At 39.9% G+C, this 18,602-nt stretch carries 22 protein-coding genes; 14 read left to right on the top strand and 8 right to left on the bottom strand.

Translation table 11 applies throughout. The annotated features are described in order from the left end of the window. The 14 genes from LHW48_03685 to ffh all read left to right on the top strand — a co-directional run. Positions 1 to 1,016 (top strand): polysaccharide biosynthesis tyrosine autokinase (locus tag LHW48_03685; GenBank protein ID MCB5259560.1); only part of this gene is annotated, 1,016 nt, incomplete at its 5' end. Further along, complete coding sequence (gene ispE / locus LHW48_03680) at positions 976 to 1,821, top strand: 4-(cytidine 5'-diphospho)-2-C-methyl-D-erythritol kinase (protein ID MCB5259559.1); 846 nt, start codon at positions 976 to 978, stop codon at positions 1,819 to 1,821. The genes LHW48_03685 and ispE, both read left to right, overlap by 41 nt. Next, positions 1,806 to 2,753, top strand: coding sequence for a ribose-phosphate pyrophosphokinase (locus LHW48_03675; protein ID MCB5259558.1), 948 nt, complete (start codon positions 1,806 to 1,808; stop codon positions 2,751 to 2,753). The genes ispE and LHW48_03675 overlap by 16 nt, the downstream gene beginning before the upstream one ends. 19 nt (positions 2,754 to 2,772) lie before the next feature. Then, a complete protein-coding gene (locus tag LHW48_03670) occupies positions 2,773 to 3,381 on the top strand; it encodes a 50S ribosomal protein L25 (GenBank protein ID MCB5259557.1) in 609 nt (202 codons plus the stop codon). Between the two features lie 8 nt (positions 3,382 to 3,389). Beyond that, the gene (pth, locus tag LHW48_03665; protein ID MCB5259556.1) at positions 3,390 to 3,992 is read left to right on the top strand and encodes an aminoacyl-tRNA hydrolase; all 603 of its coding nucleotides are present in this window, start codon (positions 3,390 to 3,392) and stop codon (positions 3,990 to 3,992) included. Then, positions 3,985 to 4,278: a 30S ribosomal protein S6 gene (gene rpsF, locus LHW48_03660; GenBank protein MCB5259555.1), complete on the top strand. Its 294-nt coding sequence runs from the start codon at positions 3,985 to 3,987 to the stop codon at positions 4,276 to 4,278. Before pth ends, rpsF begins: the two co-directional genes overlap by 8 nt. 9 nt (positions 4,279 to 4,287) lie before the next feature. After that, a complete protein-coding gene (locus LHW48_03655; GenBank protein ID MCB5259554.1) occupies positions 4,288 to 4,734 on the top strand; it encodes a single-stranded DNA-binding protein in 447 nt (148 codons plus the stop codon). Positions 4,735 to 4,742: 8 nt separating this feature from the next. Continuing rightward, positions 4,743 to 4,979 carry a 30S ribosomal protein S18 gene (gene rpsR / locus LHW48_03650; protein MCB5259553.1) on the top strand — a complete coding sequence of 79 codons (237 nt, stop codon included), beginning with the start codon at positions 4,743 to 4,745 and terminating at the stop codon, positions 4,977 to 4,979. A 4-nt stretch (positions 4,980 to 4,983) separates the two neighbouring features. Continuing rightward, positions 4,984 to 5,820 (top strand): hypothetical protein, encoded by an 837-nt coding sequence (locus tag LHW48_03645; GenBank protein ID MCB5259552.1) that lies wholly within the window; start codon positions 4,984 to 4,986, stop codon positions 5,818 to 5,820. Then, the gene (gene rplI / locus LHW48_03640; protein ID MCB5259551.1) at positions 5,817 to 6,266 is read left to right on the top strand and encodes a 50S ribosomal protein L9; all 450 of its coding nucleotides are present in this window, start codon (positions 5,817 to 5,819) and stop codon (positions 6,264 to 6,266) included. The genes LHW48_03645 and rplI overlap by 4 nt, the downstream gene beginning before the upstream one ends. Positions 6,267 to 6,284: 18 nt before the next feature. Then, a complete protein-coding gene (locus LHW48_03635) occupies positions 6,285 to 6,860 on the top strand; it encodes a hypothetical protein (protein MCB5259550.1) in 576 nt (191 codons plus the stop codon). A gap of 59 nt (positions 6,861 to 6,919) precedes the next feature. Then, positions 6,920 to 7,222 (top strand): DUF721 domain-containing protein, encoded by a 303-nt coding sequence (locus tag LHW48_03630; protein ID MCB5259549.1) that lies wholly within the window; start codon positions 6,920 to 6,922, stop codon positions 7,220 to 7,222. After that, on the top strand, positions 7,219 to 7,860 hold the full coding sequence (gene rpe / locus LHW48_03625; protein MCB5259548.1) for a ribulose-phosphate 3-epimerase: 642 nt from the start codon (positions 7,219 to 7,221) through the stop codon (positions 7,858 to 7,860). The genes LHW48_03630 and rpe overlap by 4 nt, the downstream gene beginning before the upstream one ends. Further along, positions 7,861 to 9,192 carry a signal recognition particle protein gene (gene ffh, locus LHW48_03620; protein MCB5259547.1) on the top strand — a complete coding sequence of 444 codons (1,332 nt, stop codon included), beginning with the start codon at positions 7,861 to 7,863 and terminating at the stop codon, positions 9,190 to 9,192. 267 nt (positions 9,193 to 9,459) lie between these two features. Here the strand turns inward: ffh and LHW48_03615 are convergent, their stop codons facing one another. From LHW48_03615 to LHW48_03580, 8 genes are read right to left on the bottom strand one after another with little or no spacing between them, the layout of a single operon-like run. Beyond that, positions 9,460 to 10,080 carry a phosphotransferase gene (locus tag LHW48_03615; protein ID MCB5259546.1) on the bottom strand — a complete coding sequence of 207 codons (621 nt, stop codon included), beginning with the start codon at positions 10,078 to 10,080 and terminating at the stop codon, positions 9,460 to 9,462. Then, positions 10,080 to 10,895, bottom strand: coding sequence for an SMP-30/gluconolactonase/LRE family protein (locus LHW48_03610; protein MCB5259545.1), 816 nt, complete (start codon positions 10,893 to 10,895; stop codon positions 10,080 to 10,082). Before LHW48_03610 ends, LHW48_03615 begins: the two co-directional genes overlap by 1 nt. A 6-nt stretch (positions 10,896 to 10,901) precedes the next feature. Continuing rightward, positions 10,902 to 12,287 (bottom strand): cysteine--tRNA ligase, encoded by a 1,386-nt coding sequence (gene cysS, locus LHW48_03605; protein ID MCB5259544.1) that lies wholly within the window; start codon positions 12,285 to 12,287, stop codon positions 10,902 to 10,904. A gap of 9 nt (positions 12,288 to 12,296) precedes the next feature. After that, entirely contained in the window at positions 12,297 to 16,154 is a 3,858-nt protein-coding gene (gene porU / locus LHW48_03600; protein MCB5259543.1) for a type IX secretion system sortase PorU, read from the bottom strand. Further along, the gene (locus tag LHW48_03595; GenBank protein ID MCB5259542.1) at positions 16,151 to 16,303 is read right to left on the bottom strand and encodes a hypothetical protein; all 153 of its coding nucleotides are present in this window, start codon (positions 16,301 to 16,303) and stop codon (positions 16,151 to 16,153) included. Before LHW48_03595 ends, porU begins: the two co-directional genes overlap by 4 nt. Before the next feature lie 18 nt (positions 16,304 to 16,321). Beyond that, the gene (locus LHW48_03590) at positions 16,322 to 16,789 is read right to left on the bottom strand and encodes a 23S rRNA (pseudouridine(1915)-N(3))-methyltransferase RlmH (GenBank protein MCB5259541.1); all 468 of its coding nucleotides are present in this window, start codon (positions 16,787 to 16,789) and stop codon (positions 16,322 to 16,324) included. Between the two features lie 2 nt (positions 16,790 to 16,791). Then, entirely contained in the window at positions 16,792 to 17,691 is a 900-nt protein-coding gene (locus tag LHW48_03585; GenBank protein ID MCB5259540.1) for a phosphate acetyltransferase, read from the bottom strand. A gap of 17 nt (positions 17,692 to 17,708) precedes the next feature. Beyond that, positions 17,709 to 18,584 (bottom strand): RNA polymerase sigma factor RpoD/SigA, encoded by an 876-nt coding sequence (locus tag LHW48_03580; GenBank protein ID MCB5259539.1) that lies wholly within the window; start codon positions 18,582 to 18,584, stop codon positions 17,709 to 17,711. Between the last annotated feature and the right edge of the window lie 18 nt (positions 18,585 to 18,602).

Raw genomic sequence — 18,602 nt, 5'->3', positions numbered from 1 at the left:
CGATTAAGCCAAGAGTATCAATGAATATTCTGGTGGGAATAATTCTGGGGCTTGGCCTAGGAGTGGGGGTTGCCTTTATTGTGCACTCTATGGATACAAAGCTGCGGACTCTGGAAGATATGGAAGGCTTTGTCCGCTTACCGATAGTGGGAACGATTCCGGTTATCAGTGAGCCAGAAGGGAAATTAGCAGAGTTTAGTGAAATGATCGAGAAAAGCGACGGCGAAACCCGCCACCAACTTGTACAATCAATGCATTTCGTATTGCAGCAATTGGTATCTCATTATGCTCCAAAATCTCCTATTGCAGAATCTTATCGTACCCTGAGAACAAATATCCTCTCCCGCACGGCTGACGGTAGTGCCACTATGCTTGTTACTTCATCGGGCCCCAAAGAAGGTAAATCAACTTCTGTAGCAAATATGGCTATTACCTTGGCGCAAATGAACAGTAAAGTAGTATTGGTGGATATGGATATGAGACGTCCCACTATTCACTCAAAATTTAACATCGACAAAGAAAACGGTTCCAGCGATTATCTGATTGATCCAGATGTAAAGATTCATCAAATAATCAAAGAAACAGGAATTATGAACTTGAGCGTTATTACTAGTGGATTTGTGCCTCCCAATCCATCCGAATTGATAGCTTCTTCCCGAATGGATCAGATGATTTCCGATTTGCGTAACGAATTCGATTATATCCTTTTCGATACACCTCCAGTAATTGCGGTTACAGATGCTCTGATTTTGACCAAGAAAGTTGACATGACCTTTGTAGTGGTAAGGTGTGGTCAAACCGAGAAAGGTATTATTAAGCGGACAAAAGAGCTTATGGAGAACATTGATGCCAGAATTGATGGCATTATTGTAAATGGCATCTATGTACAGAAGTACTATAATAAGCAAAACTATTACTATTATTACTATTACTATTATTACTATGGGGATGAGGTGCCCAAGAAGCAGAAAAAGAATGTTAGCCGCTTCTTACGCAAAAATAAATCTATTTCTTGAGGTATTAGATCGCCTTCCGGAAAATTACCATAAGGTCAATACTGTTTTATGCAGTATTGACCTTTTTGACGAGATCAAATATGTTTTGACAAAAAGAGAGTCCATAATAGTTTGGTCTTCGGTTGCTGAGCTAAGTGGTGAAAACAACCTTATCTATAAGATAGCCAAGTATTTACAAGATACTTACAAGGTGTGCGCCGGAGTAGAAATCTACTTGAAAAAGCGGATTCCAATTGCTGCGGGATTAGGTGGGGGAAGTTCAAATGCCGCCAGTGCTATTGAGGTACTGAATAAGCTTTGGCAATTGCAGCTAAGCCAAATGGAAAAGGAACATATTGCCGCCAGCTTCGGGAGCGATATAAACTTCTTTCTACATGGTGGAACTGCAAACGGTGAAAACCGGGGTGAAAGGATCACTGAAATGAGCGATATCATAATTGATAACATAGTTTTAGTGAATCCCGGCATATTAATATCTGCCGGTGCTGCTTATGGCGCTGTGGAAGTCCCGCTTCCAAGTGAGGTAAAGCTGTTTGATCCTAATCATCCAATTTCTACAATGTTTAACAGACTTGAGCCGGCAGTACGTAAGTTGTACCCTGTTGTGGATCGATTGCTAGATCAAATTAGTTTACACGGTGCAGTTAAAAGCATGCTGAGCGGCAGTGGGTCAAGTTGTTTTGGAATATTTAAGGACGCAAAGAAAGCCAAGCTCTGTGCGGATTACTTTGCAAAGCTGGGTTATTTTACCCATCACACAAAAACGATATCACAAAGAGAGTACAAAGGATGTTTTCCAAACTAAAGCTAATAACAGGCAATGCCAATCGTCCTCTGGCAGAGGAAGTGGCAAGATATGCAGGCATACCTTTGGGCGATATAGATTTGTTTAAGTTTTCCAACGATGAATCGTTTGTGAAAATAAATGATAATGTGCGGGGAGCAGATGTTTTTGTCATCCAACCAACCAGTTATCCTGTTAATGACAATCTGATGGATCTGTTAATCATCATAGATGCATTAAAACGGGCAAGTGCTCAACGCATCAACTGTGTAATTCCATACTATGCTTATGCCCGAAGCGATAAAAAAGATCAACCTCGAGTTCCGATCACGGCAAAACTGGTGGCAGATATTATAACTGTAGCCGGAGCAGACCGGGTGGTCACTGTAGATCTTCATGCCGATCAGATACAAGGTTTTTTTAATATTCCGGTTGACCATCTTTATGCAATTCCATCATTTGCTCGTTACTTTAAAAGTATCATGCAAATGGAAGATATAGTGGTGGTATCTCCAGATTCTGGAGGGGCAAATCGTGCGCGAGCATTAGCTAAACGTCTGAACTGTGGCTTGGCAATTGGCGATAAACGCCGTAGCGGGAATAATGACCAAACTGAGTTGTTGAATATAATCGGTGATGTTTGCGGTAAGACAGCAATTTTATACGACGACATTATCGATACCGGTGGGAGTTTGATAAAAGTAGCGAATGCTCTTCAAGAACAGGGCACCAAAAAGATATATGCTGCTTGTACTCATGGCGTTTTATCTGGCAAAGCAATAAGCTCTTTGGAGGCTTCACCAATAGAAAAACTATTCGTAACCAATACTATTATGTTAAATGAGCAAAAAAGAAATTGTAAAAAGATAGTACAACTCTCCATTGCGGAAATGCTGGCGATAGCCATCAAAAAGATCCACATTGGAGAATCAATTAGTCTGTTATTCAGATAGTAAATAAATGGAGGAATAAATGATATTTACTCTAAACGCAGAAACAAGAAACACCAAAAAGAAAAGCGATCTTACCCAGCTGCGAGCTCAGGGCTTGATCCCTGTAATTGTATACGGTGGAGACATGGAATCCATAAAGCTTTCCATAAATAGTAATGAGTTTCAGAAATGCTACAAAAAGAGCTTTTCAGAATTAGCTTTCTACGAACTAAATGTAGATGGCACTAAGTACCACACTATTATTAAAGATAAGCAAATCCATCCAGTTAACAGAAACTTCCTGCACCTAGATTTCATGGTTGTTGGAGCAGACAGCGCCATAGATGTAGATATTCCGCTTCATTATATGGGAGAGGCAATAGGCATCAAGGAAGGCGGATTTATGGATGTAATTCAACGCACAGTAAAGGTAAACTGTAAAGCCTCAGAGGTACCAGAAGGGCTTGAGCTAGATGTTAGCGACATGAAAGTTGGCGATTCCAAACATATACGCGATCTTCCACATGGTTCTTGGACATATAGAGACGCCGACGATGTAACGCTTGTGGTTATCCATGCCAAGGCCACAGCTGCGGTTGAACCCACTGCCGAAGAAGCCGAAGAGCCAGAAACAATAGAAGAAGACTGACCCTGTTTATGAAGTTGATTGTGGCTTTAGGAAACCATCCTCAGCGCTATCATCGTACAAGGCATAATATTGGCTTTATAGCGCTTGATAAATGGGCAAAATCACATCAATTGACGTTTAGACAGAATGATCTTTTCGATTATATTGTGTATAAACAAGCGGTTGCCATCAAACCAAAAACATACATGAACTTGGTAGAGAAAGCACTTAAGGCAGCTCTCTTGCGCTGGAAGATATCTGAAATACTAGTAATCCACGATGATATAGAGCTTCCTTCTGCTTCCTTACGACTAAGGAATGGCGGGGGTGATGGTGGGCATAATGGATTGAAATCACTGTTTCAAATCATGCCCCCAACAGAACTGAAACGTATAAGGATAGGAATTGGAAGATCCGATCTTATTCCTGCTGAAAGGTATGTCCTTGAAGATTTTGAGGAAGTTGAACTGACAAGGTTTAACGAAAGCTTAAAACAGGTAGTCCGCTTTTTAGATACATTTATAAAAAGCGATTTCAACAGCATGTTGAATGAATATAGTAAATGGAAGAAATCCTATTCCGATGGTAAAACTGTCGGAATCAAATGTCCAAAGGAGGAAAAGGATGATTAAGGATTACGAACTTATGGTGATGTTTACCCCGAAGCTTAGTGCAGAGAATGCAGATGCGGCTAATGAAGCAGCATTAAAAACGCTGCAAGAAGCCGGTGCTGAAATCATCAAGACAGATGCTTGGGGGAAACGCATGCTTGCATACCCTATCGATAAGCATCAGGAAGCGTATTATTACGTGAACTACATGAAGATGGATAGCCTTTCAATTAAAGCCATCAAACAGCAGTTCAACATCAACGAAAACATAATCCGACATATGTTCGTTGCTCGTGACGAGAAATAAGGAGGTATTATGGCAGACCTAAGATTACCCAGACTCAATAAGTTTATTGCAGCAGGAAGAATAGCTAACGATTTGGAGCTAAAATTTACACCCAAAGGAACAGCGGTAATGCGCTTCACTCTTGCTGTAGACAGAAACTACAAGGATGAATCGGACCAATGGCAAACAGTTACAAGCTGGATAGATTGTGTTGCCTGGAGTAAAACAGCCGAATATCTGGATAAGAACGCCCATAAAGGCAGTGCAGTTATTGTAGAGGGGCGAGTTGATACCAGAAATTGGACTGACCAAAACAACCAAAACCGTAAATCAACGGAAGTGACTGCGGATAGTATTCATTTGTTGGAGTGGAAGCCTCGTGATGGTGAAGCACCTCAGTATGAAACAGATACGCCAATGCCTTCGGAAGAATCTACACAGACAAAAAATGCAACTAACGATGATGTTCCATTTTAGGAGAAACAATGAATTATAGCGATAGAAAAAAGAAATTTAGCCGCAGGAAATACTGTAAGTTCTGCGCCAATGCAGATATTGTAATAGATTACAAAAACATTGATTTAATGCGTCAATATACGTCGGATGTTGGTAAGATCGAAGCAGCTCGTCTAACCGGGACATGTGCCAAGCATCAGCGCAAGTTGGCTACAGAAATCAAACGTGCTAGGCAGATGGCGCTTATTCCCTACGTAGTAGAATAAGCCGATGTTCATTTTGCCTTTCCTGAGTGGCACATTATCTCTTATCAGCCCCTTTTTGGGGATGATAATGGTAATGTATTTCAGTGCAAAGGTATTGGGTCCTGCTTTAGTATCTCCGCAGAGAGCGATTATCCTCTTTTTTGTGATGCCAATCCTTGTGTTGCTGATTGACGGTCGTAGAGGCGATACCCCTTTACTTGCTTGCGATGCAATATTTGGAGTTGGATTGGTTGTCTATATATTCTTGCTTATTCTCAGGCGCAATCAGCTATTGAGTGAAGCCCTGCTAGCGGGGATTATGATGATTATAACCTATTCTCTGGCGAGGATGTTTATTTTTGATGGGATACTAAATGCAGCCTATACGGAAGGAATGAAGATGGTGCAAGAGCAGATGCCGGCTTTTATGGATCAAGAGTATATGCAAATTAGCGCAAACTTATGGCAGAAAGTGATGCCGGCATTTTGGGGAGTGGGGCAGATATTTGCTCTAATGATTGGATATTTGATCTTTCATAAAACCATTCATATTCCCTTGGATACTGGAGCCATGAAGTTTAGCGTATTATACAACGTTCTAATTATGGCATCACTGCCCTTATATTTCTATGAAGCTACTAAGGTAGTATTCTTAAACACTCTAATTCTATTATGTACAGTTCCGCTTATCCAGGGTTTTTTTCTGGTGTGGAATTTTATTTCCAGAGTAATTACAAACAATATTATTAAAAGCATAGTTATGATACTAGCATTGATCTATGCTTTTATCCCGCTTGTTTTAATCGGTTTTGCCGATAGTTGGATAAGCGGAAACAAAACACGTGGAGGAAATACCGCATGAAAGTTATCTTGCTCGAAAATATAGAAAAGTTGGGCAAACAAGGCGAAGTAGTAAACGTAAAACGCGGATACGCCAGAAACTATCTTGTTTCCCGCAATTATGCACTTTACGCCACCCCATATAATATGAAACGTCTCGGTAGCATACAAGAAGAGATTCAGGCTACCGAAGAAAAAAAGATTACAGAATTAAAAAAACTTGCCGAAAAAATCGCTTCTATTAAACTGTCTTTCGTCCGCAAAGTAGATGAACAGGGAAGCTTGTTTGGCTCAGTTTCAGAAAACGATATTGTTCATGCTCTTCAGCAAGAAGGCTTGGAAATCCATCGTTCTGCGGTGCAAATGGAGCACCATACCAAGGAATTGGGCGAACACAGCATTCAAGTTAGACTACATAAAGATGTGGTTGCCGATCTTAACTTTGTAGTTGAAGCAGAAGCCGAATAATATTTCCGGGAGGTTCCCATGCATGATAAATTATTTAAATTTAAGCAGATAGCAGGCTTGGTTTTCTTCATCGCAGTCCTTTCTACGATGGGCATGATAACCGGGCGCCCTGTGATGATGCTTGTATATGCTGCCTTCTTTCTGGCACTAAGTTTTGTAGTATATCTTACTCTTAAAAACAACCAACGCCATTTTGAAGTAAGCCAACGATCGAACAAAACGTTTAGAAAAGTGTTAGCAGGCATTTTAATGCTCTTGGCCGTCGCATCACCTTTATTTATCACTTTACGTACCAGTGTAATAAACCTGCCGGAAAGCATGAGCGTAGGTGTTGTTATTCCACTGATGCTTGGTCTTAGCATTTTGTTTATCGCACTGGTTTTAACCACAGTGGTATTAATCAACCGCAAGGGTACTACTCTGGCAAACCGTGCCATAGGCTACATTGTCTTTGTAATTGCTTCAATCATCCCTGGCATTTTGATGTCGAGAGTTGATAGCACTACTATGGGTATCGGTTCGGTATATTATGTGTCTATGGCAGTATTGATCCTGGCGTACAACGCCATGGGTCTTTATTTTAGCGAAGAATAAAACCAAATTATACGGGAGTATTGGTCACTTTTGGGGGTAATACTCCCTAAATCTATTATATGTCTTTTATTCGTGCAGACAGCAACTTTCATAAACTCATCTTGGCATTGGGTGGGGAAAGATATAGCCATTTTATCCAAGCATATTTTTGTTGGCAAAGGATTGTTGGTGACCTTTTGGCAGAGCGCTCTCACCCGATAAAACTAGACAATGATATCCTTTATGTAGGGGTACAAAACAGCACGTGGATGCAGGAATTGGTTCTACGAAAGGCAGATATCATTAGTAAATATGCGGCGTATGGAGAGAATATAAACGATATAATCTACTTAATTAACAGCCCAAAGAGAAGAAAGAAATGAGTATAAAAATTGCAGCGTCGGTTCTTTCAGCAGATTTTTCCCACTTGGCAGACGAGATAAAACTTTTGGAAGCAGCCGATATGATTCATTTGGACTTAATGGACGGTCATTATGTACCAAACCTCAGTTTTGGATACCCACTGGTTTCTGCCATCCGCAAACTAAGCATCAAGCCTTTGGATGCGCATCTAATGGTAACAAATCCTCAATCTTATATAGAGCCATTGGCAGATATTGGCATAGAGTGGATTTCATTCCATCAGGAAACGGTGTATCACAGTCACCGTATGATTCAAAAGATAAAATCTTTGGGTATTAAGGCGGGAATAGCGCTTAATCCTGCTACTCCAATCAATTCATTGGACGCAATTTTAGAAGACTTGGATTATGTTTTATTGATGAGCGTTAATCCGGGTTATTCGTCTCAGAGATTTATCCCTTCAGTAATAGATAAAGTAAGGCAATTATCAGCTTATAAAAAGCAATATCCTCAATTACAGATTGAAGTAGATGGGGGAGTGAATGCAGATAATTGCACTCAACTCATTGAAGCTGGAGCTAATATTTTGGTATCGGCTTCATACATATTTGATGCGCAAGACTATTCTCAAGCAATATACAAATTAAGGGGAAAATAGATGTTTAGCAGCTTGTCTGAACGGCTGGATACAATTTTTCGTAACCTCAAAGGGAGCGGATATCTTACAGAACAGAATATAAAAGATAGCATGAGGGAGATTCGTCTTGCTTTGCTTGAGGCAGATGTTAACTTCAAGATAGTGAAGAACTTCATCGCAGAGGTGGAAAAACGAGCTGTTGGTGCGGAAGTAATGAAATCTCTTACTCCCGGTCAGCAGATTGTAAAAATAGTACACGAACAACTTATCGCCCTTATGGATACCGAGGGCTTTGAGATGAAGGTATATAACAATAAACTTACAAAAGTAATGATGGTAGGTTTGCAGGGCTCGGGTAAAACTACGGCATGCGCCAAACTTGCGGCGATGTATCGAAAGAAAGGGATCAAGCCGATGATGGTTGCATGTGATGTATATCGTCCTGCAGCTATCGAACAACTTAAAACACTGGGGCGGCAGATTGATATTCCCGTAGTTGCAGAAGAAAGCAAAGATGTAATTACAATTGCAGATTCCGCACTAAAGCAAGCATATTCAGCCTTTAGCAACCTGCTAATATTTGATACAGCAGGCCGTCTTCACATCGATACTGACATGATGGATGAAGTAGCTAAATTAAAAGCGTTCATCAAGCCAGATTACATATTCTTTGTTGCTGATGCTATGACTGGACAGGATGCTGTAACTGTTGCTGATGAATTTCACAAGAAACTAGATTTTGATGCTGTTATCCTCACCAAGCTTGATGGTGATGCCAGAGGGGGTGCAGCGCTATCGATTAAGGCTGTAACTGGAAGACCCCTCGCTTATGTGGGTACGGGGGAGAAGATTCCGGATTTGGAAGTTTTTTATTCCGACAGGATGGCTTCCAGAATTTTGGGAATGGGCGATGTATTAAGCCTAATTGAAAAAGCCGAAGAAACTTTGAATGCCGCAGAAGAAGAGAAACTGGCACGCAAGATGTTGAAGAACCAGTTTACTTTGAACGACTTTCTAAAGCAACTTCAGAGTATTAAAAAAATGGGACCTTTGGATTCCATTATCAAAATGATCCCTGGTATAGGGCCCAAGATGCCTGCTGATCTTAAAATTGACGATAATGCCTTAAAACACGTTGAAGCCATTATTCAATCTATGACCTATAATGAAAGGGAGAAACCAGACTTGTTGAACGGGAGCCGCCGATTAAGGATTTCTAAGGGTTGTGGAAGACCAGTAATGGAAGTAAACCGCCTGATGCGTCAATTCGAAGACATGAAGAAAATGATGAAGAAGATGAGCAGCCCTAAGGGAATGAAACAACTCGAATCCATGATGAAAGGAAAACAATAGGAAAATTCGTATCGTTGTGTGGGTTTCGCCAAAGACTCAAATTGATGAAGTATCATTCATTTTATCGGATTGATTGTTTCTATCTTGTCGAATCGGGCTGTTATTAACAAGGCTTTATATTGGGATTCTCCTGTTGGTAAGGGAGAATGGCAGCTTGAATCATAGTTTAAATTACAGTGGTGTATCAAGATTGCCAATCGCACATAACAAGGCGAGGACTAAAAGAGATTAAAATTCTATGAAGGGAAGGGCTTTTCAAAGTGTGGTTCAGATAATTTCGCTCAACCAACAACGATTTATCTCACGATGCTTAGAATGGGTGGTTTTATGGAATAACTGTCGTCTTTTATCAAAGCGAGATATGCTGTTATTTAAGCAAGTAGCCCATCGATTAGGGTCTAAAGAGATAATTCGTTGATAAGCATTTAAAAAACTGGTGACAAGGTTGATAAACTCTTTATAATCGAACTCATCTGCCCAAAAAAGTAAGAGGTGAGTAATGTCGGTTTCTGGATAGTCTATCTTACTATCAGTAAAATCAACAAAATAATAAACAGATCCAGTCAAGAGGATATTTTTGGGTTGATTATCAAAATGACACAAACACTTGTTTGAAGTTAAACTTGCTTTATGGAATTCAGCCACAGCCAGTCCCATCTGAGAGGCGTTAAAAAAGCTTTCATCCAGATATGGCTTTCCTTTGACGCGTTTGGTTGTGATGTACCATAAATTGCTGTTCATTGCTTCCGTTTGACCATAGCTCAACAATTTTGGAACGTGAGGAATATTCAATTTATAAACGAACAATTCGTTTTTGTATAAATCCTTATTGCTAAATGTTTTGGTAACAACACTGGGATAGATGATTAAATTTATATCAACTGACATCAATCAAGCGGGATTCTCTCGATTTTATTGTGTTTGAACATAGGCACCAAAAGCTCGTTTCCGGGCAGATGATAATATATGTCTGCGGCGCCGTCATATCCTTTGAAATTTGTAACAAATCGGTTTTGTTCTTGTGGAATCTCAATGATCATGTTTTCTTTCCATGAGCTAAAGAAAATTCTACCAAGATCATCTATTGCAATGCCATCAAGATCTGAATACATAGTATCCTTAAAGATACTAAAACTCTTATCTCTGGTATTGAGACTAATAATGGGGGAATGCTGGCTAAGATTAACAATAAACATCTGCCAGCGAGGTTTATCGTATATTATACCGTTTGGAGCTTGCAATAAAGGGCTAGAAAGGCGTTCTTGAGTTTTGGAAGTGGGATCGTAAACAAAAACACAGTTATCGATGGTATCGGTAATATAAAGTTTGCCATATTCATCTATGGCTATGTCGTTGAGTCCCTTAGCCCCCTCTATATAAAAGCTTTCTACAATCTTGGCTTCGCTTAATTTTACTACGTGAATTTGATTTGGATCGGTGATGTATAACTTATCAGCTTGGATAATCATTCCCTTAGGTGCATCAAATTCGCCGGAAATGAATTCGGAAAGCGATCCTTGTTCGTCCATTGCCACAATGTTACCATTACCAACATTCGAAATGAGAAATTTCTCTGACACCGGATCGTAAACTATACTTTCTGGCTTATCGAGCTTTACTTTCCCGAAATTGCGAAACACAAGGAAAAGTGTAATAACGGCAGCAAGTATAATGATAATCAGAATGATTTGTTTTGTTTTCATGTTTTCTTACCTCAGGCTCCAACTACTACCATCAGGACCGTCTTCTATCACGATGCCCAACTGATGTAAGTCATTTCGTATTTTGTCTGAAAGCTGCCAGTTCTTATCTGTGCGGGCTTGGGTTCGATAGCTGAGGATCAAATCTATTAGGGCTATAGTTATATCTGGCATTTTACTTTCTTGTTCTTTAGAATCAATTTGAAAAAATCCCAATACTGCTCCCAATTTGAGCATTAAATGAGCTGCTTGTTTGCGAAAGTCTTCGTTAAGTGATTGATTTCTGGCTTTATGACTTAGGTCGAAGAGGATAGCCATAGCCTTGGCAGTGTTAAAATCATCATTCATTGCATCCTTAAAACTTTCCTCAATGCTTATAAGTTCAGTATCTATAAGGTTTACTTCGTGCAGGGATTGTACCTTATGGTCTTTTAGTGCCTTATAGAAATTCTGAATTGCTTTATGCGATTCTTCTATCAATTCACGGGTAAAATCTATGGGTGACCGGTAATGCTTGGAAAGAAAGAAATGGCGTATTGCTTCAGCATCATATTCTTTTAATATATCACGAGTAGTAAAGAAGTTTTTTAAGCTTTTACTCATCTTTTCGCCATCCACATTTAAAAAGCCATTGTGCATCCAATATCGCGCCAGAGGCTTTCCAGTTAAGGCCATTGCTTGGGCATTTTCGTTTTCATGATGAGGAAAAACGAGATCAATGCCACCGCCGTGGATATCGAAAGTCTCACCCAAATAGTGTTGACTCATTACTACACATTCAGTATGCCATCCTGGACGTCCATTACCCCAGGGACTTTGCCAAAAAGGCTCTCCTGGTTTGCTTTTCTTCCACAAAGTAAAATCTGCCGGATGACGCTTTGCAGTATTCTCTGCTACTCTTGCTCCAACCATTTGATCGTCAATCTGTTTACCCGAAAGGTATCCGTATTCTGGTAGTGAGGCGGTATCGAAATATACGTCTCCATCTACTTCGTACGCATTGCCTTTGGTTTCCAGAGTTTGAATAAGCTCAATAATCTGGGGCATAGTTTCGGTAGCACGTGGTTGATGAGTAGGGCTTTTAATTCCTAATGAGCGGCAATCTTTTAAAAAAGCTGTAGTATATTTATCGGCAATCTTGCTAAAATCTTTGTTTTCAGCGATGGCTTGGTCAATTATCTTATCATCAATATCGGTGATATTTTGTACATATGTTACAGAGTAACCAAGATACTCAAAGTAACGGCGCACTACATCAAAAAAGATGAATGCCCGTGCATTTCCAATATGAAAATAGTTATAAACAGTAGGCCCACAGGCATATAGTTTGAGCTTACCTTCTTGGAGGGGGATAAATTCTTCTTTACTCCGAGATTTTGTGTTGTATAGTTTCATAAGACACCATTATTTATAGATTACCAGACGTTCGCGTTTTTCAATGCTATTTCCATCTAAAGTTTTAGCTTTTATCCTAATAAAGTATGTGTTGTTTGCTAAGTTATCTCCAAATTCGTCCTTACCATCGAAGAATATCTTGTTGAAGCCCTGAGTCGCAATAGTTTCTATACGACGTAATCGTCTGCCACTGATGCTAAAAACATCTAAGGTAACATCTGCAGATTGCGAGATTATGAAGGTAATATAGCCTTCTTTATTCATGGGATTTGGATAAATGAGAAAGTTCTCCAGAGATATTGAACCACTTTCTTTAGCAATAAAGTGAGTGCTTGCCACTTCAGGTAAGTTGTAATTATCGAAGGCAATTAGCTGAATTGTATGATTACCCTCACTAAGCTTGGGTAATTGATATACTAAAGTACCTTTGGTAAAAGAATCTGTATCGTAACTAAAATATGACGTAACTGATGTTGGTTGTAATGAATTATCTAAAACCAAGAGAATGTTATGCCCGGCACTCCCAGTTACATTGATTCCATTATCGTCAGAAATACGGGCATATAACACCGGAGAGGTTCCCACTTTGTCACCGGGGCGAAAATCGTATGAACCCAGCGATATTTCAATTTTTGGGGGACCGTCATTTTCTGGAGTATCCTGTAAAACCTCGTCAGAAAGCCTCAGAGGGTGGTAATAGCTTATATAACCTTCTTTCTGATTCTCATCCCAAAGGTAGGATAGAACCGTGCCAGTATCACCACTCATGATGTCGTCCGGAATAAGCATTCCGGCATCAAACTGAGAATCCTTAACGCTAACCTTTCCACGAAAGATTTGGTTGCCATTTTGGCTTACTGTATTGCCTCCCAAGGAGTAAGTTCTTTCTGAATCCGTAGCAATAACTTCTGCTTCTCCCGCAAGTCCCATCTCTTTGAAGGATCCACTAAATCTTGCTGTTTGGCGAGAAAAATAGGTTTGATCTATGTTTTCTTCTACTAGGGGTAAGATTAGATTAGAGTGTTCTGGAGGGCAAGTATAGATATTGGGATCTCCCAACACAATATACATGGCATCATTGTTGGTGCTTGCAGTATAGCTAGTTTTGGCTTTGGTAAGCGCAGCTCCAAGCGGAAGATGGCTATTGGTTAAATTTGGTATGAAGAACGACATCAAACCGTGATTGGGATCAGGAAAACTTTTACGGGTAGAAGCAACGGAGGCAATCGCTCCGGCATTCTTCAATAATACAGATTTCTGGCCTAAACTTTCGTATGCCCAATGGTCAAAAGAACTAACGTCACAAGATGCGGCGACAAATAAAGGCAGCATTTCTGGGTTTTTAAACATGCCCATATCTGTTGAGCCGGTATAATAGTTTTGCATGCTGAGCGTGTCAAATGAACCGTGACCAATATAGTACCAGATTACTTTTCCTGCATTTATCTCTTCAAACATGGCATCTCTAACTCTGGGTTTGTTAAGAAATTCATCGGTGTCATAATCGGCAGCAAAGATCTTGTGCGTGAATACGGCGGGATTGATCATGTTGGAAAGAGCTTGCATATCTCGCGTATGTTGCCAATCCATCGTATTCGTTCCATTAACATTATCATCGGCTAAGAGCAGCAAGCTATTTTTCCATAATCCAGGTTTGGGTGTTTGAGTATAGCGGCGGAAATTATCCATCATTGTATTCAATTCGGTAAGATTACTAACTGGATATCTACCTATGGCTATTTCGGGGTGGTTCAGGTTAGTAAGCATCCCAAAGTAATCATCGGAAGTGATGTCATTTGAAGAGTGTTGGAAAATCATGATGTGGTTCTTGCTGGCAGCAGATCCAGAAAAGTTTCGCCAATCAATTGTTCCCATGCCCAAAAGAGTGAGAGATCGAATCTTGGGTTCCGGTAAGTTATAGTAAAGATATCTTAGGTATTGTTTAATTGCCATAGGGTCGGGGTACCCGCCGTTAAACTGGTTAAAAATATCGCTTTGCAATACTACTTTGGTTTTCATATTCCAGTTTTGGAGATACATATTTGCCAATTCTTGCGCTTTATCCATAAATCCTGGAGGCGTAATTATTACGCTTTCAATAGGTCCTTCAATAGCAGAAAGATCAGTGGGTTCAAAAATATTCACAGTGACCGGATTATAAAGTTCATTGGCTTGACATACAAAGAATTTGGTATTTTCAGATCCTCTAGAAACAAAGTAGAAGCCGTCAGCTTGTGGCTCTATCTCAATTTTGCTAACCTCAGAAAAGGATGATGTACGGTATACATTCAGGTTAGTCATCGATCCTCGAAAACTATATTTTATACTAGACGCAGAGTAGGGTGTTTGATCGTTTACAACGTACTGAGAGTTACCTTTTTCCAATTTTCGTGTATAATTGATGCGAATGTAATCCAGAAAAAGGTTATCCGTGTTATAGCGTACTACTCTGAGAGTAATTTGGTTGTTTCCGGGGACAAAAAGATCTGTATGCATAGAGAAATCATAGTGAGAATTTCCTGTCCAACTAAATACGCTTCCGTTGTCAGCGAAAATTTGTCCATTTATTAAAACGGAAAATCTATGAGTAGCCAGAGCACTTGCATCTTCAGGCTTGATGCGGAATTCTAAATGATGAAATGATTGAGTATCTAAGTCTGGCAAATTTACATTAAATGAATAATCTAAGGTGCTGCTGCCAAACATACGGCTCATGTACCACAAATATCCAGTTGTTGAACGGCGGTGTTTCTCTTCTTCTAGATGAATTGTATAGAGTTGTGTATTGACAGAATCTTGTTCAGTATGTTCTACGGAATCTTCCATTCTGATGCGCAAGGGATCGCCATCAAAAGTTCCAGCGTGTGTTAACCAGTATATGCCATTGTGTGAGTATGGGTTATGATAAATAGCTTGATCGGTTGCTTGTAAAGCATCATTATTTTCGTAACCAGTACGATCTGAACCAAAAAATACTATATAATCATTTGCATCAAAACTTCCATCTTCTTCGCCAACGACTTGAATTGGTATTTCGGTAAAAGCTTCGCCAGCAGTTAAGTAATTTTGATTCATCAGCTTGCCGCTGGTAGCAAATAGCCGGAAACTGCGAGGGTCGATATCTTCAACAGAAAACCCGCTAAGTTGGCTGGGAGTAATCCTAAACATTCCCATTTTGTCTGTTTCAATTTTTGCCCACCAGGGAGATTTGGAGAATTCTGCGTAGTTAACGTTACTCCTTTGAGGAGCTAACCAGTATTTAGCTTCGCCCTTATTGATAAGCTGATCAAGAAACAATTCTGCCATCAAGTCATTGCGTGGTGCGGCTTTATTGTTTGTATTTCCTTGTATTTGAATCTTTATTCGGGCGTAAGTTAGTATATTTAAGGAGTTGTTTCCATCATAGACGAATGGATGGATAATGAATGGAATATGAGGATGCTCTCTAAAAGTATGAACACCGGCGTTCCGCATTATGCTTTCTCTGGGTGCGGTATAAAGCTCTTCATCAATCTCATAACGGTAGTGAGACATACCGTCTATAGATTCTGGGAATGGAACCGGTTTTATCCGTTTGTTTAAAGTCACCTGTTCTTGTCTATCTAGCAAAATTGTGGCAATTGCATTTCCAGAGGGGGGTATGCCGACTTTAAACTCAAAGGATGGTAAAGATGGAGCTCCTGGAGTTTCTGGATAGCCCGCTTGCTCCATTCTGATAGAGCAGAAATCTTGATCTTCTACTATATCATAAGTATTCAAGTGGAAATCCAGGATGATTTCTGTTTCGTTGCTTTCCACCACATCAAAGCCGGCGCATAGAGGCAAAATGCAAAGAAGCAGACTAATGGCTATAATTATTTGCTTCATTTGTTTCTCTTGGTATTAAATATCTTTTCCAAACCGTAGATTAGCATGTAGAATATTCCCGTAAAGATGAATATTCCCAGCATGCCCTGGCCCATCATCCAGAGCGCATATTGAATGGTGTCTATCCTACTGATAAGTACTTGAACCATTATTCTCTTTCCTCTTATTTACTCGATGTGATATCGTCTGCCATGTGAAATCATCATGGCTCGATATATCTGCTCAATTAGGATTAGTCGCGACATACGATGAGTAAAAGTAAGGCGCGACAAACTAAGACACAGCTTGGCAGATTTCTTGAGCAGAACACTGCTGCCATATACTCCACCAATAACAAACACGATATGCTTTATATATGATATACTAGTTAGAAACTCAGCAAACTCAAGAGAAGTCTTTTCTGTTCCTTTTTCATCTAACAATATCATGAAATCTGTGGGTTTGATTTTGGCAAGCACCAATTGAGCTTCTTGTTCAATTACTGCATTTACGTTTCCGGTATCTTTGATGCTTACATCTTGCAGTTGGTAGATTTCTAGCTTGCAAAAAGGTTGCAATCTTTTAGTGTATTCGGCGATAGCTTCTTTCAGCCAGTTGTCTTTATCTTTACCCAGCTGTATGATTTTGATATTCATCTTTAGAGCATGGATGCCAAACCCAAAGCCATGCATAGCATCTTTGTTTCTCCATCGTCTGCACGTGAAGGAATCAGAATTGGAGCTTTGGTTCCCATAACTACGTGAGCAACTCTGTATTTGCAATAGTAAGTTAGCATTTTACCGTAGATGTTTCCAGCCTCAATGTTCGGCACAATCATAATATCTGCATTTCCTCCAACGGGACTGCTTATTCCTTTAAGCAGGGCAGCTGTTTTATCTACCGCGTTGTCAAATGCTAATGGACCTTCTATAATGCATCCAGGAATTTGCTTGCGTTCATTCATCTTTGCTATCAAGGCTGCATCGATAGTGGCTGGCATCTTTGGGTTAACAACCTCTACTGCCGATAGTATAGCTACTTTTGGGTTGGGGTTCTCCAAGTAGTGAGCTACCTGCACAGCGTTTTTAATTATTGCAACCTTCTCGCTTATTTCCGGCAAGATATTTATGCCACCGTCACTCATAAGTTTGATTCCATCTGGGTGCTCATAAGCCAAAACGTCCGAGATAACTTCACTGATTCGCAATCCCATTTCTTTATCTAATACTGCTCGCAGGAGAGTAGAAGTTTCTGTTTTACCTTTCAGAATAATATCCGCCTTATTCTCGCGAGCCAAAGCCACAGCCGTTTTTGCCGCTAGCACAAGGTCTTTGCCGGTATCAATTATCTCAAAGCTTTGTAAATGCTCAGGTGCCATTTTTTGTAATAATTCTCGTATTACTATAGCATCACCCACAAGGATGCTTTCTGCAAGAGATTCGTTTTTCGCCAAGATGGCAGCATCCAGCACGCTTTCTGTTTGAGCTGCGGCTATTACAACAGTGCCACGTTTTGCATTCTTAACTTTCTGTAGTAGTTCATTAAAGTCTTTTATCATTGCAAAAGCTCCTTTGTTTAGTATTCGTAGCGCTCTAAGAACTTATCCACAAAGCTGTCTTCTCCGGGTTTGAGTTCTACCAAAATTTTCTTAAGTGCTTCTTTTTGGATTTGACGCACGCGCTCTCTGGAGAGACCCATGACTTCGGCAATTTGAGCAAAGTTTTTGGTTTCATGTCTATCATTTAAGCCAAAGTAAGTACGAATGATCTCTGCTTCGCGATGCTCTAGCTTATCTATTGCTTTGTGGATACGCTTATTAAGTCGTTTTTGTTGATATAACTGTTGAGGATCCAAGCTGTCTTTATCTTCTAGTAAATCGCGAGTTGTATAACTTTGAAAATCGTTTGTTTGCAGCACATCATCATAAGATGATGTTTCAGGCATCTGAGCTTTTAATAAATCTACGGATTTCTCTGTGATGTTCAGTCTATCGGCAATTTCTTCCGTACTTGCTGTTTCTCCAGTTTCGGAAAAAAGACGTTCTTGGGTAGCCTTTATACGATGTGCTGTGCTTGATTTACCCAAAGGGACTCGAATTAGCGATGATTTTTCGGATACAGCTAACATGATTCGCTGTTTGATCCACCAGATTGCATAAGAGATCAGTTTAATATCCTTATCAGGATCAAATTTCTCTATTGCTTTTATTAGTCCGATATTACCTTCGCTAATCAGCTCAGAAAGCGATAATCCTCTGTTTTGATATCTTGCGGCTATCTTAACTACAAACTTCAGGTTTGCCTGAATAAGACGATTCATGGCGTCCGCATCTCCATTTCTAGCTTTAATTCCCAAGTCATGCTCTTCTTCACGACTAAGGGTTTTGAATTTAGAAATCTCATTCAGGTAACTCTGTAATGCTTTATCGGCAAATACACTTTCTCTTCTCATTTTTCTAATATACCTTTT

Source organism: Candidatus Cloacimonadota bacterium, from assembly GCA_020532355.1.
GTDB lineage: Bacteria > Cloacimonadota > Cloacimonadia > Cloacimonadales > Cloacimonadaceae > UBA5456.
The sequence above is the reverse complement of the archived record's forward strand: the minus strand, read 5'-3'. Positions and strand labels throughout refer to the sequence as shown.

What these genes read in the sequence shown, in the direction of transcription:
- LHW48_03670 (MCB5259557.1), top strand. Translation starts at nt 2,773, where the DNA reads ATGATATTTACTCTAAACGCAGAAACAAGAAACACCAAAAAGAAAAGC.
- rpsR (MCB5259553.1), top strand. Translation starts at nt 4,743, where the DNA reads ATGAATTATAGCGATAGAAAAAAGAAATTTAGCCGCAGGAAATACTGT.
- rpe (MCB5259548.1), top strand. Translation starts at nt 7,219, where the DNA reads ATGAGTATAAAAATTGCAGCGTCGGTTCTTTCAGCAGATTTTTCCCAC.
- cysS (MCB5259544.1), bottom strand. Translation starts at nt 12,287, where the DNA reads ATGAAACTATACAACACAAAATCTCGGAGTAAAGAAGAATTTATCCCC.
- pth (MCB5259556.1), top strand. Translation starts at nt 3,390, where the DNA reads ATGAAGTTGATTGTGGCTTTAGGAAACCATCCTCAGCGCTATCATCGT.
- LHW48_03595 (MCB5259542.1), bottom strand. Translation starts at nt 16,303, where the DNA reads ATGGTTCAAGTACTTATCAGTAGGATAGACACCATTCAATATGCGCTC.
- LHW48_03630 (MCB5259549.1), top strand. Translation starts at nt 6,920, where the DNA reads ATGTCTTTTATTCGTGCAGACAGCAACTTTCATAAACTCATCTTGGCA.
- LHW48_03615 (MCB5259546.1), bottom strand. Translation starts at nt 10,080, where the DNA reads ATGTCAGTTGATATAAATTTAATCATCTATCCCAGTGTTGTTACCAAA.
- LHW48_03590 (MCB5259541.1), bottom strand. Translation starts at nt 16,789, where the DNA reads ATGAATATCAAAATCATACAGCTGGGTAAAGATAAAGACAACTGGCTG.
- rplI (MCB5259551.1), top strand. Translation starts at nt 5,817, where the DNA reads ATGAAAGTTATCTTGCTCGAAAATATAGAAAAGTTGGGCAAACAAGGC.
- LHW48_03580 (MCB5259539.1), bottom strand. Translation starts at nt 18,584, where the DNA reads ATGAGAAGAGAAAGTGTATTTGCCGATAAAGCATTACAGAGTTACCTG.
- rpsF (MCB5259555.1), top strand. Translation starts at nt 3,985, where the DNA reads ATGATTAAGGATTACGAACTTATGGTGATGTTTACCCCGAAGCTTAGT.
- LHW48_03610 (MCB5259545.1), bottom strand. Translation starts at nt 10,895, where the DNA reads ATGAAAACAAAACAAATCATTCTGATTATCATTATACTTGCTGCCGTT.
- LHW48_03585 (MCB5259540.1), bottom strand. Translation starts at nt 17,691, where the DNA reads ATGATAAAAGACTTTAATGAACTACTACAGAAAGTTAAGAATGCAAAA.
- LHW48_03675 (MCB5259558.1), top strand. Translation starts at nt 1,806, where the DNA reads ATGTTTTCCAAACTAAAGCTAATAACAGGCAATGCCAATCGTCCTCTG.
- LHW48_03655 (MCB5259554.1), top strand. Translation starts at nt 4,288, where the DNA reads ATGGCAGACCTAAGATTACCCAGACTCAATAAGTTTATTGCAGCAGGA.
- LHW48_03635 (MCB5259550.1), top strand. Translation starts at nt 6,285, where the DNA reads ATGCATGATAAATTATTTAAATTTAAGCAGATAGCAGGCTTGGTTTTC.
- ffh (MCB5259547.1), top strand. Translation starts at nt 7,861, where the DNA reads ATGTTTAGCAGCTTGTCTGAACGGCTGGATACAATTTTTCGTAACCTC.
- ispE (MCB5259559.1), top strand. Translation starts at nt 976, where the DNA reads ATGTTAGCCGCTTCTTACGCAAAAATAAATCTATTTCTTGAGGTATTA.
- LHW48_03645 (MCB5259552.1), top strand. Translation starts at nt 4,984, where the DNA reads ATGTTCATTTTGCCTTTCCTGAGTGGCACATTATCTCTTATCAGCCCC.
- porU (MCB5259543.1), bottom strand. Translation starts at nt 16,154, where the DNA reads ATGAAGCAAATAATTATAGCCATTAGTCTGCTTCTTTGCATTTTGCCT.